This is a genomic window from Maribacter thermophilus (genome assembly GCF_001020565.1).
Lineage (GTDB): Bacteria > Bacteroidota > Bacteroidia > Flavobacteriales > Flavobacteriaceae > Maribacter > Maribacter thermophilus.
Window position 1 is genome coordinate 538,473 of the sequence record NZ_LDAS01000001.1, and the last position, 20,984, is coordinate 559,456.

Sequence of the window (20,984 nt, forward strand, 5' to 3'; positions counted from 1 at the left end):
TTAATTTTTAATAGAAGCTTCAAGAACTTTACCGTACAAAACATTGGCTGCCGCTTCATATTTATCATCTTTCACCCAAAAAGGCGTTTCAGGATCGTTGGCTATCAATCTACCAGAGAGTACATACCCCTGATAAAATTTTAATAGGTAGTCATAATCTAAACTATCGGCCTCATCACCGGCTTGGTGGTAGTATTTGTTTATTTCATCATCAAAAGCATCAAAACCGGTGGAGTAGGTGGGAGCAGGTATTCCTACCTTGGCAAAGCTGACATTATCGCTGCGGTCAAAAAGTCCTTGCTCGGGAGCAGGGTCATCAATAGCTTCAAGACCAAAAGCGGCCGCTCCCGCAACAATGTGTTTTTTGGCCGTTGTTCTGTTTAAACCGATTACGGTGGCCAATTTGGTATTGTTATAGCCACCACCGTCGGTATTGAAACCATAAACAATTTGTTTTAGAGGAAACAAGGGGTGCTCTACGTAGTATCGACTGCCTAACAATCCCTTTTCCTCACCCGTAAAAAAAATGAATACGGCAGACCGTTTAGTAGGGTACTTGCCAATATTCTTGGCCATACTTAAAACGGCGGTGGTACCTATGGCATTATCTCTGGCACCGTTATAAATACTATCTCCCGCGGTGTCTGGTTTTCCAATACCTACATGGTCGTAGTGGGCAGAATACATAACGTATTCATCTTTAAGTTTTGGGTCTGTCCCTTCTAATACCCCGACAACATTTTGGGTGACCAGTGTTTTTTCTTTCTTTCCGTCGTTTTCAATAGAATAGGATAACTTGGAAGCATTGAATGCACTTAATTTTTCTGCTGTTGTATTTACCCAAAGATGAATGAAATCATTTTTTGAACCTTCTGTATCGGTTGCATCCGGAATCTTTACATTTTCTCCCATAAAATGAGAAATTCTAGACCACCAGTCCTCTTCTAGCAAAGTCATTTCTATCATACCTATAGCACCATTTTTAATTGCCAATTGCTGTTTTGCCTTATGGGCACCATATACAGCTCTGGCATCGGAAGATTCTGGGGTTCCCCCGTTTACGATGATAAGCTTCCCTTTTACATTTTTTCCTTTATAATCGTTCTCGGTACCAAAACCAAGATATTCGGCTTCTCCAGAAAGGGCGACCGCTTTTGCTTCTACAGCAATACTATGTGGGTGGTCTTCGCCGTTTATAGTTGTTTTAAGAAGATTCGGAGCTGCCGTTTGTAAAAGGTTGAATGTCTGATAATATGAATTGGTTGCCGGATGTGGTTTTACCCCATAACTACGTAAGCTATTTGCAAGATAAGAAGCTGTGATCTTCAACTCGTTAGTACCAGTGGCCCTACCCTTTAAGGCGTCATCCGCTAAAAAGTAAATATGCCCTTCTATTTCGTTCTTGTCAACGGTCATTGCCGCTTTTTCTAAATCTGTCTGAGCAATAACTAAGGTGGTACAGCATAAAGTTACAAGCAGTAGTAAAGGTTTCATAGTTCTCATTTTAATGGTTATTTGACGTTAATTTTAATATTTATTTCTGTGTTTTTAGAGGTGTATGCTTATAGTTACATGATTCTAAGCACGCCATAATAAACTGCTGTTATTAATAGTAGCACAAGGCTAATGGCTAAAAACCTAATTGACCGTTGTACGTTTCTAAATTTCCACGCAGAGATCTTAGAATTGATATAGACCTGCTCTCCCAATTGTTCAAAAACCTCTTTCTCGTTAATGCTTACATTGTAAAACTTCTTTGAAAACTCTTTAATGGTGCCAAACTTGGTAATAACATCTCCAAAATAAAATACATTGTCGCTGTAGTTTCCTTCAAGCTTTGGAATAAAGCACCGTACGCTATAAAAGATAGAAACTACCGTAGCTACAAACCAAAGTCCCATGAGTATATAGAAAAAAACAGCGTTGGAGAGCGAATGCATTACTGGGGCTGCACTTTGATAGATAAAATTTAAAATAATACCGTAAAAGGAAAGTATAAGCCCCGCTTTTAGTTCTGAGGCCTTTATGAGTCCGGATACATAATTGATGGTGCCCCAATAATGATCGACCAATTCTTCTGAATGACCTTTGGATTTTAATTCATCTAAAAGACCTTTCTCAAAAGCGGATAAGGGATTGTGAACTTGCTCTTTAGCAGCCGTTTTTTGGTTTTTATTGTTCGATGGTTTGGTCATGGATTTTAATTTATTGTAACTGGCTATTCTATCACATTGTACACCGTGAGTGGTTGCGATTTGTTCTTCATGTTAATACTGCCTAAGTTTTCACATTTAAAAGCTTCTTTTACCTGTTCATAGCAACTTTCGCAGATAATAATTTGATTTTCTTTAGCGGCATCTTGTAACCTGGCAGCAGTATTTACCGAGTCTCCTATAACAGTGTAGTCTAGACGCTTAAGGGTAGCTGAACCAATATTTCCGGAAATCATTTCCCCACTTTTTATACCTATGGAAACCTTTGGTTGGTATGTTTCTTGGCCTTCCTCAACAGGAAGACTGTTTACTTGGTTTCTTATGGCCAATGCGGCATCAATGGCACGGTCTAAATGATATTCGCCCCTAAAAACGGCCATCACGGCATCTCCTATAAATTTGTCTATAATGCCATTCTGTTCCATAATTTCTTTCACCATGGCATCAAAATAGGTATTGAGCATGGTGACGACTACATCCGGACTTGTAGTTTCACTAATTTTTGTGAATCCGCATACATCTACGAACATGACCGTGCCTTCAATGCTTTCGTTGGCCATGATCTTGGACTCGTACTCTTGCCCTCCCATGAAATTAAGCACGTTCTCATCCACATACATTTTAAGGATATTATTTTCCTTAATTGCCTGCAAGGTTTTTTGAATTTCTTTGGCATGTTTTAAGGTTTTCTCCATAGTCACTGTAAGGTCCTCAAAATTGATAGGTTTGGTGATGAAGTCAAAAGCACCGCGGTTCATGGCCACACGAATATTTTCCATATCACCATAGGCAGATACAATGACAGCTTTGATAAGCGGACTGGATTCATGTAGTTCTGAGAGTAGGGTAAGACCGTCCATTTCTGGCATGTTGATATCACTCAAAACAATATCCACCCCTGGGTGTTCAGCAAGCTTATCCAAGGCATCCTTTCCATTTACGGCAAAGACAAACTCATATTCGTTTTGCCGTATTTGCTTTCTAAATTTTTGTTTGATGAGTATCTCCAAGTCCGTCTCATCATCTACTACCATTATTTTTGCCATAGTCTTATGTTAAGGTTATCAGCTTGTCTTTTAGAAGTGAAAAGTCTAAAGGTTTTGTAAGAAAGTCATCGGCACCTAGATTTTTTGCCATAGTTCTATTTTCATCATCTCCATAGGCGGTAATCATCATAACCATTGGAGGCGGTTTTACGTAATTTTTTTTGATGGTATCTAACAATTCCAGTCCGCTCATGCCGGGCATATTTATATCGGATAAAATCAATACCGCTTCATGTTCCATTGCTTTCATTAAGTTTAAGGCTTCTTCGCCAGAAAAGGCAAATACAAACTCTAATTCTTCTTTTCGTATTTCTTTTCTAAAACGCTGTTGAAAAAGCACTTTTACATCTTGTTCGTCATCTACAACTAATATTTTCATAAGGTGGTTTTTTGTGGTTATTTTATTGGTAATGCTATGGTAAAAGTGGTGCCTTCTCCCTGTTTGGTATCAACTGTTAATTCACCACCATGCACTTTTACGATATCATAACTTAATGATAGTCCAAGTCCGGTACCTTCACCAGAAGGTTTAGTAGTGAAAAAGGGCTGAAATATTTTATCCAATACCTCTTTAGGCACTCCGTTACCATTGTCCGATACTTTTATGAATACCATAGTATCTTTCTTTTCTGTACTTACCGAAACGGTAGGTTCGTACCCTTTGGGGTTTTCTTCTTTTTTCTTTTTTACCACATAAAAGGCATTGGTAATAAGGTTGAGAATAACCCTCCCTATATCTTGCCCAACAATATTTATTTTACCGATAGTATCATCAAAATCGGTATTCAACGTGGCATTAAAGCTTTTGTCCTTTGCCCGTAAACCATGGTAGGCTAGGCGTAAGTACTCATCTGATAAAGTATTAATATCGGTCATTTCTTTTTGACCGGTGCTACTACGGCTATGTTGCAGCATTCCTTTTACGATACCATCGGCGCGCTTGCCATGAAAAATGATTTTATCCTCGTTATCAGAAACATCTTTGGCCAACGCTTTTACTTCGTCATAGTTGCCTTTCTCAATTTCTTCTTCCATTTCTTCTAGAAGTTCTTTATTCACTTCAGAGAAGTTGTTGACGAAGTTTAACGGATTTTGAATTTCGTGGGCAATACCTGCGGTAAGTTCACCCAAACTTGCCATTTTCTCAGATTGAATCAATTTGGATTGGGTGGACTTTAACTCATCGATTTTTGTTTTAAGCTGAACCGTTCTATGACTAACACGCTCTTCTAAGATTCTATTCTCTTTAGTTAATTTTCTGGCCCTAAAAACAATATAAGCCCTTAAAATACTAGCTGCAATTAAACCGAATATTAAGTATGCCCACCAAGTTTGCCACCATGGTGGATTTATTTTAAATGAAAGTGTATCTGGTGTAGACCAGCCGCTAATACCATTTCTAACAGCTACTTTAAAGGTGTAATTACCGGGTTTTAAATTATAATAGTTCTTGGTTTTTGTGGCGTTTGCGGCATAGCTCCAATCTTTATCTTCACCATCTAGAATAAAACGATAGGTTAATTTATCCCTGTTGAATATAGCATCACTGCCATAGCTAAAACTAACGCTGTTCTGGTCATAGGGTAGGGTAAGGCCTTTAGGAATATTATAAGGGCGTTTTACCGAATCCCAAGTAATGCTATTAGTGTGTGCATATGTTGAAGGTTGCACCTTGGTAGAATCTTTCTTAAGGTTAAACCCGAACCCCGGGTTTTCATCCATAACAAACATATTGTTAATTAGAACGGTACTTATGGTACTATCAGGTTGAGGTTCTGCATTGAGTACAAGTAGCTTCCATTCATTAGAGGTGTTAGTGAGGCCAGACCAAAACTGGCCATTTTTTAAAAATAGAGGTGAATTTTGTAAATAATCGTTCGATTTAAAACCAAGTCCCGCATTAAAATTGTAGAAGCCTTTATCTGTTGTTTTTGCAGTGGCTTTTTCCATGGCAATTAAGCCATTACCACTAGCAGCGTACATCATACCTCCTTTTTCTGTCAGATCATAAAAATCTGTAGGGTATAGTCCGTTTTCTTTCTTTATTGAGGTAAGGGTATTTTGTTCTAAGTTAAGTATGTTAATACCATTTGAGGTAGCTAACCATAGCTCTCCTTCATTAGAAATTTTGGCTGTGGATACATTGTTATTGCTAAGACCTTGTTCTTCTCTTAGGTAGCTTATGGTGTTCGTTTTTAAATTTATTTTGGCTAACCCGTTCGTCGTAGTAGGGGTCCAAAGAATTTCTTTATCATAAACCATTATGGATCCGCTTCCCGCTATTAAAATATCAGGGTCATTTTTGGAAACTACCTTTTTAAAGCTGTTGTTTTCAATATTATAGATATACAGGCCTGTATTGGTATATATGGCAAAAGTAATCTCATTAATAATTGCAATACCTGCCCCAAAAATATCGGCAGAATTGACGTATGAAGTTAGTTTACTTTTTTTCCTATCAAGAATAGAAAAGCCATTTCTGGTATTTATAAAGTACATATTTGGTGTAATCTCTTTAATAAAACTAATTGTGTTCGTATTGCCCCGTAACAGATCAAAACCTAGGGCTTTTATAGTATTTTTATTTAAGTTGATAATATTGATTCCCGCAGCTGTTCCTAACCATATGTCACCATTTGAGTCTTCTTCTATTTCCCAGATTTCCTCATTTATTAGACCTCTTGTATCATCAAAATATTCTGTTTGTAAAGTGTAATTCGTGGTTATTAGCACTCCATTATCCGTAGTGGCAATCCATAACGAGCCATCATTTCTTTTTAAGGGTCTAGGAATCTTTAGAGAGCCTTGTAGTGCGCTGTTTAAAGCTATTGTTTTGTGTTTTTCCAGATTATTACTTAATATAAACGCCTCTTTGGCTCCCAAGATCCAGAAGTTACCTTCGTTATCTTGTTCCAATTCGGTGCCTATTATGCTGTAGCCATTTTCCGGGTCTAATATTTTTACGGTATTTTCTTTTAATGAAAGCCGTAAAACCCTGGGATAAGCGGTGTTATTGGTAGCAAATGGATACGGATAATTAAGCCAAATGTTACCTGTTTGATCTTCTGTAATATCCCAAACTATGGAGTTTATTTCAATATCTGCTATCTTTGAAAGTGTTTTAAGTTCCTTTCTATCTTTGCCTATGACCGCAAGATGATTTGTAAAACCTAACCATAGGTTCTTATTACTGTCTTCAAAAAGTCTCCAGGGTTTATTACTATTTACGTTGCTTACTTTTTGCAAATTTTTTAATTCCGGATCAATAGTATAGAAGCCTTCGTTTAGAGATGCTATATACATAGTTCCGGTATGGTCGCAAAGAATATCGAATGGGGTAAAATTTTCAGTTCTGGTAATTGTATATTCTATATTATTATCAAAATCTAATACGTTGATTATGCGATCTGCAGGTCTAACCAACCAAAGTTTGCCTTGTTTGTCCAATTCCATTTTATAGACTGTATTGTAGTCATAGATAAATGCATTTTCACCGTCATAAAGTGTTAATGGTGATGCAGAAGAAGATGAACTTATCCAAATACCACCATCCTCAGTTTCTAAAAAGGAAGTAATGTCATTAGAGGGCAATCCTTCATTTGTTGAAAGTTGTAAAAGATTTACGTGAGTACCGGCCACATTCGCTGGGGGTTTCATTTTGGTAATGGTCGGTTTTTTTATAGTAGATTTAGTAATAGTAAATGAAACAGAATCGAGTATTGTTTTTTCTGTCTGAAAATTATTCCAATCCAGATCATACTCCTTCATGGGAGACTTCAATGGTTTAAACGTGTTTAGTTCAAAAGGTTTGCTGGGCAAGGCATCCACATTTAAATCATACGATATAGGAGTTGTCAGCGTGTCGTTGGTTATAATTTCCCATTCAAAAGGTTCTGGTTCCGTAAATTGTAAAGGAATGGTTTTTGGAACTTTATAATCACCCACCGTAGTTTCATCTTCAGACTTGCTTTGTTTGTGGCAAGAAATCAGAAATAGACCGTAAAAGATACTGATTAAGAATATTGGTCTTATTAATGTTATGTTCTTCATACTGGTCTAGTTATCGGTTGAGTTTGGCAATTCTATAATGAAGGTGGTTCCCTTGTTTTCAGACGTTTCTACTATTAATTTACCTCCATGCCCTTTCGTTACAATATCATAACTCATACTTAAACCCAAGCCGGTACCTTGACCGGTAGGTTTGGTGGTGAAAAAGGGCTGGAATATTTTCTCTTTAACTTTTTCTGGAATACCATCACCATTATCAGAAACACTAATTGTGATATGTTCATCAGACTTTTTGGTACTGAGAGTAACTATGGGCTTAAAACTAACATCTCTTTGTTTTTTTTCGTTTACCGCATAAAACGCATTGGTAATCAAATTGAGAATTACCCGCCCCATGTCCTGTGGTACAATATTTACTTTTCCAATGTTCTCGTCAAAATCGGTAATGAGTTCTGCATTAAATGATTTATCCTTTGCTCGCAGACCATGATAGGCCAAGCGTAAATATTCATCTGCAAGTGCATTGATATCCGTAGGTTCTTTTGTGCCACTGCTACTTCTAGAATGTTGAAGCATACCTTTCACAATATTGTCCGCGCGTTTGCCGTGATGGTTTATTTTTTTAAGGTTTTGTTTGATATCCAACGAAATAGCCTTCACTTCTTCAAGATCTCCTTTATCCAATTCCTCGTTCATTTCATCAACAAGTTCGCTGCTTACTTCAGAGAAATTATTGACAAAGTTTAAAGGGTTTTGAATTTCGTGGGCAATCCCAGCGGTGAGTTCACCCAAACTTGCCATTTTTTCAGATTGCACGAGTTGGGATTGGGCAGCTTTTAAATCATCTAAAGATTGATTAAGTGCTGCTGTGCGCTCCTTGACTTGTTGCTCTAAAGTATTTTTTTGTTGAGATAAAATGGATTCTTTTTCTTTGGATAATTCTTGGACACGATTTAAATTTAATCTTAAATCTTGACTGCGCTTTCCAAATGCGTAACCTAAATAGATAGCTAAAACAACAGGGATAAGCATAAAAGCAAAAGGAATAAATTTATCTATGCGCTGATTTACTAAACCCGTATAAAAACATATCATTAAAATCCAAAAGACAAGTTCAATACAACTAGCACTTAAAAATAAAAAGCTGGCAACTTTATTTTTGTTCCAAGATTTTAAACTTAAACGTATAATACCAGCATAATAGAAAATTGACCAGATAGGCCCCAACGCGTCTGGATTATATAAAAAGTAACAACCTATAGTTATAAAACATAAAAAACTAATAGCTTTAAAAACAAGGTCTATAGGCTGTTCTAATATTTTGTAAAAACAAAATAAAAGGATAAGGCTTGAAATAAGAATGCAAGTGTCAAAATAAAACGTGAGCCAAAAATAAGTACCAGTATTATCATAGAACGACAATACTCCTAATGTAAATAGAATTAAGAATAATAAAGAGGCAGAAAAATAACCGTTAATTTTCTCTTTAGGAAAGAAAATAAAAAACGATAGGAAAATAATAAACATTAGAATGGCAAGACCAAGTGAGATATTATAATTATTGATATATTGTTGAAAAAAAGCTACACGTTTATTCTTTACCTCATCAGTTGAATTGGCATTACGCAAAGAGGATATATAAATTCTAATTAGTCCGTTATGATGGTAGTAGATAGGGTATTTGTATTGCGCATTGACAAAACGTACAGCTAAAATTTGTTCCTTGCCTATCTCTAAAGGTAAATGAAGCACTTGGCTAAATGGATTATGGTAGATAACTTCATCCTTGTTAGAGCTTACATTACCCAATTGGTGAATTAGTTTGCCATCTAAATAAATTTCTGATGCTCCTTCTTGAAAGATATTTAAAACCAGTGCATCATTTAACGACTGGTCTGCCATAATACGTTTACGCAACCATATAATTTCGCCCCTATCTGCAATTACGTTTTTTCCATCAAGCAGATTTAAGTTATTACTAGAGAATTCATTCCAGGTAGAGTCATCAAATTCTGGATTAGCCCATAATATATTATCTCCTTTTTGAAAACGCCAATCCATTCCAAGAATCATCCAATTATCAGCAACAGTACTATCTGTAATGACTAACACTTTGTCCTCTTGACTAAAAATTGTCAACGGTAGAAGAAAACCAATAATGTATAATATGCGTTTCATTGCTATTTAAATTAAAGGAAAAATGATTTTAAAAGTGGTTCCTTCACCTTGTTGTGTTGTCACCAGCAATTCACCACTATGCCCCTTAGTAATAATATCGTAGCTCATGCTTAAACCCAAGCCGGTACCTTGCCCGGTAGGTTTTGTAGTGAAAAAGGGTTGGAATATTTTCTCTTTGACTTTTTCAGGAATGCCATCACCATTATCAGAAACACTAATGGTGATATGTTCATCAGACTTTTTGGTACTGACAGTTACTATGGGCTTAAAACTAACATCTCTTTGTTTTTTCTCGTTTACCGCATAAAACGCATTGGTAATCAAATTGAGAATTACCCGCCCCATGTCTTGTGGTACAATATTTACTTTTCCAATGCTCTCGTCAAAATCGGTAATGAGTTCTGCATTAAATGATTTATCTTTTGCCCGCAGACCATGATAGGCCAAGCGTAAATATTCATCTGCAAGTGCATTGATATCCGTAGGTTCTTTTGTGCCACTGCTACTTCTAGAATGTTGAAGCATACCTTTTACAATATTGTCCGCACGTTTGCCGTGATGGTTTATTTTCTCAAGGTTTTGCTTGATATCCAATGAAATAGCTTTCACTTCTTCAAGATCCCCTTTATCCAATTCCTCGTTCATTTCATCAATAAGCTCGTTACTTACTTCAGAGAAATTATTGACAAAGTTTAAAGGGTTTTGAATTTCGTGGGCAATGCCTGCAGTTAACTCTCCAAGTGAAGCCATTTTCTCGGATTGAATAAGTTGAGATTGGGTGGCTTTTAATTCTTCTAAAGATTGATTTAATTCTGATGTTCTTTCTTTTACTTTTAATTCTAACTTTTCATTTTGTGAAGTAATTAGCGCACTCTTTTCAGCTTCAACCTTTACAAGGTCTATTGCATTTTGACGCATATTCTCATTTTTCTCTCTCATGCGATAAGCGACAAATGCTAACATTCCAAGATAAAGAATACCTTTACCAATTAAGTCACCGTTTACGAAAATCAATCTTAAACTAAGATGATCGCCAAAAGAGAACCATCGTATCATAAGACCAAGAAAAGATATAGTATACGATAAAAATAAACTAAACATGACTACCCGGACAGACACTACTTTTTTTCTGGATTTTAATGCGAAAATGAGTAAGAAAATGGCAATCCCAATTACAGTAATTAGGTAAAATTGAAAACTGTAATACATGCCTAAAGGTGCAACTAAACAAAATAGAATCAGCCATTTTTGAAGTTTTCCATATAGCATCCTATAGCCGAATAAAAGACATAATATAGGGAAGAAGAAAAATAAAATATCACGGACATAATATAATGGAATCATGATGTTAGAAGGTAGGGTAAAGAATAAATTATCTCCACCATAGAATGCTGAACTAAAAAACTCTAGGAACATCACAGTAGTAAAAAGAGCAATTATGAATAACTCCTTTTCATCTCTAATTAGAATATAGAGAAGCCAGAAAAGAATAGCGAAAATTAAAGAACTATAAATGTCAAATAAAGCTTTAAAGCTTAACAAACTCATATAGTCAAAATACTCGTTGGATACAATTCTGGTTGAACCCACTGGAACTACTTTGGAAATGTTTCCATAAGTACCATAGTCAACATAATGTATGGCTAATGTATGTACGGTGTCAGGTTCTAAAAATATTGGGGTTCTAATTTCAAAATCTTGAATATGTTCTTTAAAGGATGCTCGGTCTTTTCCTTTTTCGCCAAATTGGCGGAATAACTTTCCATTTAAATAAATATCCTCTGCAGCATGATCTTCTTTATCTAAATAAAGAGGAAGCTTTGCTATAGCACTATCAATAGTAAACTGCAATCTGAACCATCCTTCAAATTTTCCAGCACTATCTGCCATATCATTAGTTATCTGAGAAGGACTAAATCGTTCCCAGCCAGCTAAATCAATGTTGATAGGAGATGAATCTTTTTCATTGCCCGATTTAAAAATCCAACCTTCTCTATTTCTTAACGTTAAACCAAAAAGAGGATCAACATCTGCTTTGGTAAAATGTATAATTGTATCGAGTGCCAATCCATTTTTCTCTACCGGGTTTTCTTGTCCTCTTGCCGTAAATAGCATATAGAAAAATAGGGTAATGAATAGGAGGGATTGTTTAATCATTGATTCTTAAGTTAATGGTTGAACCTAGTTCAATAATGGTAGTAAAGAAATTGGAGGTAGTAGAGCAAATCAAAAACGCCTCATTGACGGAAGTACCGGTAAAACAAGTATCAACATTGAAAATGGAGGTATTGGTTTTTACATCGCCGTTTAAATAACTATAGAGCCATTTATTATAAACTTCTAAAACTTGTTTTTCCACTTTTACAGCTGGTTTCATGCACTTAATTGGTGGTTGGTTTCAAAAAATCGTACTGATTACAAATTCATTTATCTATTTAATTTTTCAACCAAAGCAAAACAAATACAGCTGTAAATCAGGGGTAATTGGCAACTTGTTGTGAATCAGAAAAATAAAAGGGGATTTTACGCCCTTAAAATACACAAATAACCATTACCGTTTACCAGTTGGTATGGGAATTTTAGTGTATTTGTTTATTAATTCGATATTAATGATGAAACAAGATAGTTTTATTCACTTTTATAAACTTCTAGTTCTATTTCTATTAAAAACTCAGGCATTGCCAGTTCTTTGACTCCTAGCCAAGATCCCGCGGGAAATTGTTTTTTGTAAATTTCGTTTCTGTACGCAGCGACCTCTAAAAACTTGGGCATGTTGGTAGTAAACACATTTTCGACAATAACATCGTCGAAAGTGCATCCAAAATGTTCTAGAATCTTATTTAGGTCCGAGTAGCAATTGATCATTTGTTGTTCAAAATCTCCTACTGCGGTAGGGGTGCCATCGGCATCCATACTAACCGCCCCCGATATTTTTATATCATTTCCAATTTTTACGGCATGCGTATACCCAAATGTTTTTTCGACCTCTGGACGTAAATAAAAATACTCGGGAGTTTCAGCAGTAACTTTCGTGATGGTAGCCTTCTTTTCTATTTCTTTTTTGGGTTGGTTGCATGCAGTGCACAGGAGAGCAATGGAAACGAGGCACAATACGGGCTTAAGAAATGCTTTGTTTTTCATACAATTGAAGGTTTTTTATGTTACATTATTTGTTTGCGGCATCTGCCAGTTGCTTTGTATTTACATATTGCTGAAAGGCCACTATCTTCCCTGATTTTATGGTCCAAAAGTGGGCTGCCTGTGCATTAATGAGTGCACCATTGCCTTTTCGTTTGGCATCGTACCTGAGTGTAGCGAGTACTTTGTCATCGTACATTTCATGAAGTTCTACATTCTTTGTGTTGAAATACTCATGCTCTTCCGCCAGTTTTATAAAAACACCGTTTAAAATTGCTTCCGGCCCAATGTATGGATTGCCAATGGCCAAGGCATTGCCCTCGGCTTCGTTCCATATTATTTTTTCGTCCATTAACCCTAAAACGGTAGGGATGTCGCCCTCTGTAAAGGCTTTGTACAGGGCATCTATAACTTTTAGATTAATGCTGGTAGTTTGGTTTTTCATTTATATTCTCTTTTGGTCCTTTGGTATAGGTTTTAAAAAAAGTGGCAGACTTAATTTGTAATCAAACAGGTTGTTGGTTGTAAAAACATAATTGTTTTAACCCTGTCAGATGTACAATAATTTCCCCCGAAACACGTCTGCCAACTTTAATGGTTTTAATTAGAATGGTTATTTACCTTGCTAAATAGCTTCGATTCTTCGCAGAACGAACTATTTTATGGGGTTCGTTACAATTTTGTTTATTATTCGTAAGCATATTGTTCTGGTAGGCCATTTGTGTTTTTTTATTAGTCTGTTATGTGTGGAACATTGTTTTAAAGAACCTCAAATAAGGTCTTAAATACAATTGAACAAGGACGGATGAGAGCTCTTACTGTCCGAATGGCCATTTTAACTTATCTAAGTATCTATGCCCACTATTGAGCGGACGGCTTGTTTTTTTCGGTAACCGATTGATTATAAAACATACGGAAGTAAACGCACATGTTCGATAGCGGTAACATGGCGTGGAAACATAAAAGAAAAGGGGGCTATTACTTAATAGTAGTATTTATGAAACAATGGTACCGGGTATAAGCTCTTCTACGATGTTGTTTTTATTGTCCAAGTAAACAAAGTATGAGTGATTTTCACTGTCTAAAGAAATAGAGCAATTAACCTCGCCATTAATAAAATGTATAGCGGATCGATCGTCGCATGCATACCCATCTGTCAGCTTGCCCGTAATAATATTGTTATGGTACAAAGGTCTTCTTGATTTTTCTGAATTGTAATGAGGGCAATGACTTTTATCTATAAACCGCATACCTTCAACAATACTCAACTCTTTGGGTCTAGAGTCTGTAGTACCGGCGTTGAACCAACATAAAGAGCCAGCACTTCCACCGCCCATAACAACTCCGTTATCATAAGCTTTCTTAAGAGCAACATCAATGCCTTGGGCCTTCCAAATGGCCAACATGTTCAAAGTGTTTCCCCCGCCTACTACAATAGCGTCCATTTTTGAAATTATCTCATCAAATGACTCCTTTTGGTCATAAGAGTTTATCCAAACGGTTAAGACATGGGGGGTTACATTAATATGTGAACAAACCTCGTAAAAAGAATCTATATAGTTTTGATCTTCTCCACTTGCGGTAGGTATAAAGCAAAGGTTCGGTTTTTCTTTACCGGTCGCTGCGGCCATATATTTCAAAAATGGAACGGTATGCCTGCCACTACCGTACACTAAGAGCTGTTTTTTCATACAGGCAAATTAATTGATTCTATAACTGAATTAAAAGTATGTGGCCATGTTTTTATCAAGAGCATAGCTTTTAGGTTTATTCCATTACAGGTAAGGACAGGGTGTAGCCTAAGTCCTTCATAAAACTTAGCATATCAAAATAGGTAACTTCATGTACTATTTTACCCGCATCGTCAAATGTAAGAATGCTAATGCCCGTTGTTTGGCCCACTTTACCGGTTGGTGGGGTATCTCCTAACATTCCGGTATTGGTGCCATGACATTCCCAATTAACATAAGTTCTGTTCTCAACTACGGTAATTTCTTTATCCACCACAGAAAGGTCGGGCATGGCCCTGTTCCAAAAATGCATAGATCTAAAAAGTTGGCGGCGGTCATAAGAAATATTTTCGCCGTTTACGTTGCGCACAAATTTTTGTATGGCAACCGACTTTAGCAACAATGTATCATACTCGCTCCATGCGTTTAAGTACTTCTTTGTGTTCTTTTTTAAGGTAGAAACGTGAAGTGCTGTATTATCGGATAGGTCATTTTTTTCAAGTGAAGACGTATCTCTACATGCCGTATACAACACAAATACGGTTATTGTAAAGCCAAGATATTTCATAAATGAGATTTAGGTAGGTTTTTTATAATTATGAAATAAGGTATAACCATTTGAAAATCAATATATATTAGGATGGGATTATATGTAAACTGTCCGAATAACGATAATTTTTGATCCAACAAAAAACTGGGGAGAATGTTGTACATTTAAAGCAATCTCATTTTCCCCGGTGAGAATCAACCAGTGAAATGAGAGTCGGTCAGTATATCATACATCCCTTAATTCTGTTGTCTTTTTTCGGACTGGACTTTTCCTATGGTCAGATCGTAGATTTAAAAAGCAAGCATCCTTATACAAAGGTTTTTGTTGAAACAGACAATTTTGGAGCTTCTTACCTAGATACCTTGGAGCAAAACTATAGCAAGGTAAAGAAAGATTCCATTAGGTTTTCTATGCTTAACGACCTCGGGTATTATTGGCATACTAGAAACTTAAACAAGGCGTTGGCTTTTACCGAAGTAGGACTGGAATATACGGCCCAGACCGATACTTTATGGTATGGTAGATTTCAGGTTACACAAGGCGCCATTCTTCTGCGATTGGAAAAATTGGATAGCGCCGAAATAGTTCTCGAGTCCGCAAAAACAAAAGTACATTCATCAGATTTAGCTTTTTTGAATACCCAGTTGGGCTATGTTTACGAAAGAAGGGGCCAATTGGACAAGGCTGCGGACTACGCCATAAGGTCAATGGAATTAGGTGTAGAGCATAACAATACCAAAGCAATGGCCATGGCTTACAGCGATTTAAGCAACCTTTTTTGGAAACAGGGCAAATATGAATCGGGTCTAGAATATGGCTTACGTTCCTTAGAACTTTTTGAGACATGGGGCATTACAGATTTAGATTATGACTTTACACTTTATGTCACCGGAAATAATTATCTGGCATTGGAGAATTACCATGAAGCCCGTAGATATTATGAACAAGCGATCATAATTGGTGAACGTTATGGTTTTTATAATAACCTAAGTGATGTTTATATATCGTTGGTAGAGCTTTACACCTATTTAGGTGAGTATGATAATGCTAGTGAAGCCGGTAAAAATGCAGTTAAGTATGCAGAACTCTTGGAGAATAATTTTATGATAATGCGTTCTTGGCTTGCGGTTGGTAAATTACAGAATATACAAGAAAATTATTCGGAAGCCATTAAAAGTATAAGCACCTCTCTAAAAGTGGCAACAAAAGATTTTGGCGATGCTTATTATTTAAGTGATGCGTATAAAGAATTGGCAAATGCCTATGCAAATGAACGGGATTATAAAAATGCGTACAACGCATTTTCTGAATATGATTCCTTAAAAAGGGAAGTTTTCACCGCAGAGGCGGATCACCGTATATCAGAATTAAGAACGGAGTTCGATGTGGCAAAAAAGGAAAATACCATAGCCTTACAAGAGATCCAAATTAAAAAGCAACAATCACGGCAACAATTGATCACCGTTATTACGTTCTTGTTGCTATTGTTGCTGTTGTTGGCCTATAAGGCAATTTCCAACAATATTAAAAAGAATAAACTTTTAGAGAGTAAGAATGCTGAAAAGGAGTTTTTGCTCAAAGAAATACATCATAGGGTAAAGAACAATCTAGAGACCGTTTCTAGCCTACTGTCTCTACAAGCATCGTTAATAGAAGACCCCGAAATTTTAGAGGCCATGGAACAAAGCCAACAGAGAGTTCATAGTATGGGCATGATTCATCAAAAACTATATCTGGGAGAAAAGTTGGCTACCATAGAAATGAAAGACTACTTTAATAATCTAAGTGATTATATCATACACTCTTTTGGTAAAGGAGAACAAATAGACGTGAATATTGTAATGGATGAGGTTGAATTGGAGATAGATGTAGCAATACCTATAGGATTAATAGTCAATGAGTTGATAACAAACTCTTTAAAATATGCTTTTCCAAATAACAACAAGGGCAACATTGTTTTGAGCTTGGCAAAAAATAACGGTCAGCTCGTTTTATTGGTAAGGGATGACGGTGTAGGCTTATTCAATAAAAACCTAAAGAAAGGAACAGGGTTTGGGACGCACTTGGTAAACCTTTTGGTAAAGCAATTAGATGGAAAAATGGTATTGTTGACAGATCATGGCACATCTGTTCAAATTCAATTTCAAAATGTAAAAGCAGCCTAATGAACAACACTATTAAAATATTGATAGTTGAGGACGATATGATAATTGCCGCCAACCTATCTATTCAACTAACAAGTTTGGGTTACGAGGTAACGGGTATTATACCTAGGGGAGAAGAGGCCGTCTTGCACGTTAGGGAGCAGTCGCCCCATATTTTGTTGATGGACATTAATCTAAAAGGAGACCTAAATGGTATAGGTACGGTCAAGGCAATTCAAAAAGAAAGGGATATTCCTGTTATATATCTTACCGCAAATAGTGATGATGCAACTTTTGAAAAAGCAAAAGAGACCCATCCGAAAGCCTTTATAACCAAGCCTTTTAATAAATTAAGTTTACAAAGAACAATAGCCTTGGTCGCAGGGCAGTTAAAAGAAACTACGCAGACCGACCAAAGTGGACAACAAATTGAGGTACTTGACGATCGTATTTTTGTCCGTCATAACGGAAGAATGGAAAAACTGCTTTTAGATGATATATTATATATTGAAGCCGACCGTAATTACTGTTCGTTAATTACCTCTAAAGTAAATCATTTACTTACCTGTACGCTCAAGGTGATGGAAGAAAAGCTACCAAGTGCCAATTTTGTTCGGGTGCACCGGTCTTATATCATTAACATATCAAAATTGGATGTATTGGCAGACCGACATTTAGAGATTGGTAGAAAGGTGATACCCATTGGTAAATCGCACAAGGTGTTTTTGTTAAACCGAATACGTACTATTTAAATCTACCCTAATAAAAAAGCTTCCAAGTTATATAATAACATGAAAGCCTCATTATTTATTTTGAAAGCGAAAACTCTAGATTAATCGCTATTTCTTGAAGTATTTCGGTTAGAATTTTTTTTGTTTGTATTTCTATTGTACTTTCCTCGGAAGTTATTGCCACCAGGCCTGTTTCGGTTTCTATTCTTATTCCGTGGGTTTCCTTGTCCCTTGGGTCTTGGGGCCGGTCTGGTATCTTCTTCGACTTGCTGGTTTGTATCGTTATCCACAAATTGGTGCTCTGGCATACGAGGCACCTGTTGTTTGATCAATTTTTCAATATCGCGTAAATAAGGCCTTTCATCTTTGTCACAAAAAGATAGGGCGATACCGCTTGCGCTTGCGCGACCAGTTCTTCCTATTCTGTGTACATAGGTTTCAGAAACGTTGGGGAGGTCATAGTTTATAACCAGTGAAAGTTCCTCTACATCTATACCTCTTGCCGCTATATCGGTGGCAACCAATACTTTTAGCTTACCGTCTTTAAAATCTCCCAATGCCTTTTGCCGCGCGGTTTGAGATTTGTTGCCGTGTATTGCCGCAGATTTTATACCTGCCTGTGCCAATTTTTTTACAATTTTATTGGCACCGTGCTTTGTACGTGAAAACACCAGTACAGAGGCAGAGCCTTTCTCTTTGATCAGGTGTATAAGCAGTTTGGGTTTATTCTGTTTACTAACAAAATAAACCCCTTGTTCCACTTTTTCTGCTGTTGCCTGTTGTGGTTTAATGGTAACACGTTCAAAATCGCCCAACATGGTTTTCGATAATTCTACTATGGTGTTGGGCATAGTGGCAGAAAAGAACAGTGATTGTCTTTTAGGGGGTAATTTGGCAATAATCTTTTTTATATCGTGTATAAAGCCCATGTCCAGCATTTGGTCGGCTTCATCGAGTACCACGAACTCTAGGTCCCTAAAAGATATATAACCTTGGTTCATAAGGTCTAATAGTCGCCCTGGAGTGGCAATAAGAATGTCTACGCCCTTTTTAAGGGTATCTACTTGCTTACCTTGTTTTACCCCGCCAAAAATAACGGTGTTCTTAAGCCCGGTGAATTTAGAGTAGGCGGTAAAACTCTCGCCGATCTGTATAGCGAGTTCGCGGGTAGGGGTGACCACCAAGGCCTTTACTTTTCTTTTGCTGTCCCTAAGGCTTATACCTTCGTACAAATGGTGGATGATGGGGATGCCAAAGGCAGCCGTTTTTCCGGTACCTGTCTGGGCTACTCCCAAAAGGTCTTTTCGTTTTAATAAAATGGGTATCGCTTGTTCTTGAATGGGAGTGGGGTTGGTGTATCCTTCTTTTTCAAGTGCTTTTAAAATGGGTTCCGCTAGGGATAAATCTTTAAATGTCATGTATTATAATAAGCTGCAAAGGTAGTCTAATAGTTTTGATTATGGTTTTTTAGTTGAAAAACGCTTAAAGTGCTGCCGCTGCAGCCTCTGCACAGCGCTCACCGTCCATGGCCGCGGAAACAATGCCACCGGCATAGCCACCTCCCTCACCACAGGGGTAGAGCCCTAAAATTTCTGGATGTTCTAAAGTAGAGCTTCGAGGAATGGTAACAGGCGATGAGGTTCTGGATTCCACCCCTACAATATTGGCTTCGTTGGTATAGTAACCCAACATCTTTTTTCCGAATTCTTTGAAGCCCACCCTTAATCGGCTACCTATCAATTTGGGTAAGAGCGAATGTAGGGGAGCCGATTTTAACCCCGGTTGGTACGAAGTAGGGTTTAGGTCGGCCGATAATTTTCCTTCTACAAAATCCGTTAAGCGTTGTGCGGGTGCGGTCTGTGTGCGCCCTCCGGCAGTAAACGCCAAGCGTTCCAGGTTTTTTTGAAACTCCAACCCCTTTAAGGCTCCAAATTTTTCATATTTAAAAAGGTCTTCGTTGCTGTTGATCTCGACTACAATACCAGAATTGGCGAACATATTGTTTCTTTTAGAAGGGGACATACCGTTTACCACGATTTCGCCGGGCGCGGTTGCTGCAGGTACTATAAAGCCCCCTGGACACATGCAAAACGAATATACGCCCCTATTTTTTACCTGTTGCACCAAGCTGTAGGCCGCTGCGGGCAAAAGTTCGTTTCTGTCTCCGCTGCAATGGTATTGTATAGCGTCTATAATATGCTGCGGATGTTCTACTCTAACCCCCATAGCAAAGGACTTGGCTTCCAAGGTTATTTTTTTTGAATGGAGTAGGTAGAAAATATCCCTCGCCGAATGGCCCGTAGCCAAAATAACCTTTTGTACCGGCAGCTCGTTTCCATTTTCTAGAATGATCGATTTTAATCGCTTGTCAACAATGTTAAAATCGGTCACTTTGGTGTTAAAATGAACTTCTCCACCATGGTCTATAATGGTCTCTCGAATGTTTTGAACTATTTTGGGCAGTTTGTTGGTGCCAATGTGGGGGTGGGCATCTATTAAGATACGCTCCGTAGCACCGTGGTGTACCAGGCTTTCGAAAACCCTTCTTACATCTCCACGTTTTAAACTTCGGGTATATAGTTTACCGTCGGAATAGGTGCCTGCTCCCCCTTCTCCAAAACAATAGTTGGAATCTTCGTTTACCAGATGGTCTTGGTTTATAGCTCTTAGGTCCCTTCTTCTATCTTTGACATTTTTACCCCTTTCCAAAACAACGGGTTTAAAACCTAGCTCTAGGCAGCGCAGTGCAGCCCACATACCTGCAGGGCCAAACCCTATAATATGAATAGGTTTCGCCTTGGAAACGTCCTTATAGTCAAAGGTATATTCAGAAGATTTTGGAACATCTTCCCCAATAAAAGCTTGAAGCTTATAATTAAAATATATGGTAGGCTTGCGCGCGTCTATGGATTTGCGGAGCACCTTTAATTTAAAACTGGATTCTGAAAGTGATAGGTATTTGGCGGCCTTGGCTTTTAGATAGCCCTCTATTGCTTCTTCTTCGAGTGTTAATCTTAATTGTAGGGTTTTGACCATGCGACAAAATTAAAGTAAATTATAGGATAGCCTTATCCAAAAAATCATATTCTTTCGTCTATAGAAAAAGTTAATTTACACCTTGTTAATATTTATGGACATTAATTTGTTATAGATTTGTAGTCCCAAAAATTGGTTATGAAGAATATTTTTTGGGACAAAGAAACGTTTTCAATGATATCATTGATGAAAGAACATAACGTTATAATC

At 37.2% G+C, this 20,984-nt stretch carries 16 protein-coding genes; 2 read left to right on the plus strand and 14 right to left on the minus strand.

Going from position 1 to position 20,984, the window contains the following annotated elements:
• The 12 genes from AB657_RS02265 to AB657_RS02320 form a co-directional block, all read right to left on the minus strand.
• A complete protein-coding gene (locus tag AB657_RS02265; RefSeq protein WP_047245014.1) occupies window positions 1-1,494 on the minus strand; it encodes a M28 family peptidase in 1,494 nt (497 codons plus the stop codon).
• 74 nt (window positions 1,495-1,568) lie between these two features.
• Window positions 1,569-2,195 carry a Pycsar system effector family protein gene (locus AB657_RS02270; protein WP_232304831.1) on the minus strand — a complete coding sequence of 209 codons (627 nt, stop codon included), beginning with the start codon at window positions 2,193-2,195 and terminating at the stop codon, window positions 1,569-1,571.
• Between the two features lie 23 nt (window positions 2,196-2,218).
• Complete coding sequence (locus AB657_RS02275) at window positions 2,219-3,259, minus strand: adenylate/guanylate cyclase domain-containing protein (RefSeq protein WP_047245015.1); 1,041 nt, start codon at window positions 3,257-3,259, stop codon at window positions 2,219-2,221.
• 4 nt (window positions 3,260-3,263) lie between these two features.
• Window positions 3,264-3,638 carry a response regulator gene (locus AB657_RS02280; RefSeq protein ID WP_047245016.1) on the minus strand — a complete coding sequence of 125 codons (375 nt, stop codon included), beginning with the start codon at window positions 3,636-3,638 and terminating at the stop codon, window positions 3,264-3,266.
• Window positions 3,639-3,655: 17 nt separating this feature from the next.
• Complete coding sequence (locus AB657_RS17920) at window positions 3,656-7,309, minus strand: sensor histidine kinase (protein WP_157491554.1); 3,654 nt, start codon at window positions 7,307-7,309, stop codon at window positions 3,656-3,658.
• 6 nt (window positions 7,310-7,315) lie between these two features.
• Complete coding sequence (locus AB657_RS18130; RefSeq protein ID WP_052958602.1) at window positions 7,316-9,445, minus strand: sensor histidine kinase; 2,130 nt, start codon at window positions 9,443-9,445, stop codon at window positions 7,316-7,318.
• Window positions 9,446-9,451: 6 nt separating this feature from the next.
• The gene (locus AB657_RS18135) at window positions 9,452-11,602 is read right to left on the minus strand and encodes a sensor histidine kinase (protein WP_232304832.1); all 2,151 of its coding nucleotides are present in this window, start codon (window positions 11,600-11,602) and stop codon (window positions 9,452-9,454) included.
• Window positions 11,595-11,822: a hypothetical protein gene (locus AB657_RS02300; protein WP_047245017.1), complete on the minus strand. Its 228-nt coding sequence runs from the start codon at window positions 11,820-11,822 to the stop codon at window positions 11,595-11,597. The genes AB657_RS18135 and AB657_RS02300 overlap by 8 nt, the downstream gene beginning before the upstream one ends.
• Before the next feature lie 251 nt (window positions 11,823-12,073).
• Window positions 12,074-12,586, minus strand: a complete 513-nt coding sequence (locus AB657_RS02305; protein ID WP_047245018.1) for a RidA family protein — start codon at window positions 12,584-12,586, stop codon at window positions 12,074-12,076.
• A 25-nt stretch (window positions 12,587-12,611) separates the two neighbouring features.
• Window positions 12,612-13,028 (minus strand): nuclear transport factor 2 family protein, encoded by a 417-nt coding sequence (locus tag AB657_RS02310; RefSeq protein WP_047245019.1) that lies wholly within the window; start codon window positions 13,026-13,028, stop codon window positions 12,612-12,614.
• A gap of 550 nt (window positions 13,029-13,578) precedes the next feature.
• Window positions 13,579-14,274 (minus strand): Type 1 glutamine amidotransferase-like domain-containing protein, encoded by a 696-nt coding sequence (locus AB657_RS02315; protein ID WP_047245020.1) that lies wholly within the window; start codon window positions 14,272-14,274, stop codon window positions 13,579-13,581.
• 76 nt (window positions 14,275-14,350) lie between these two features.
• Window positions 14,351-14,881 (minus strand): ester cyclase, encoded by a 531-nt coding sequence (locus AB657_RS02320; protein ID WP_047245021.1) that lies wholly within the window; start codon window positions 14,879-14,881, stop codon window positions 14,351-14,353.
• Between the two features lie 188 nt (window positions 14,882-15,069).
• Here AB657_RS02320 and AB657_RS02325 point away from each other — a divergent pair, with 188 nt between their 5' ends.
• Entirely contained in the window at window positions 15,070-17,028 is a 1,959-nt protein-coding gene (locus tag AB657_RS02325) for a tetratricopeptide repeat-containing sensor histidine kinase (protein WP_047245022.1), read from the plus strand.
• Window positions 17,028-17,759 carry a response regulator gene (locus AB657_RS02330; RefSeq protein WP_047245023.1) on the plus strand — a complete coding sequence of 244 codons (732 nt, stop codon included), beginning with the start codon at window positions 17,028-17,030 and terminating at the stop codon, window positions 17,757-17,759. The genes AB657_RS02325 and AB657_RS02330 overlap by 1 nt, the downstream gene beginning before the upstream one ends.
• 80 nt (window positions 17,760-17,839) lie before the next feature.
• Here the strand turns inward: AB657_RS02330 and AB657_RS02335 are convergent, their stop codons facing one another.
• Together AB657_RS02335 and AB657_RS02340 are read right to left on the minus strand one after the other, a co-directional pair.
• On the minus strand, window positions 17,840-19,156 hold the full coding sequence (locus AB657_RS02335) for a DEAD/DEAH box helicase (protein ID WP_047245024.1): 1,317 nt from the start codon (window positions 19,154-19,156) through the stop codon (window positions 17,840-17,842).
• Between the two features lie 64 nt (window positions 19,157-19,220).
• Window positions 19,221-20,774 carry an NAD(P)/FAD-dependent oxidoreductase gene (locus tag AB657_RS02340; protein ID WP_047245025.1) on the minus strand — a complete coding sequence of 518 codons (1,554 nt, stop codon included), beginning with the start codon at window positions 20,772-20,774 and terminating at the stop codon, window positions 19,221-19,223.
• Window positions 20,775-20,984 lie beyond the last annotated feature (210 nt).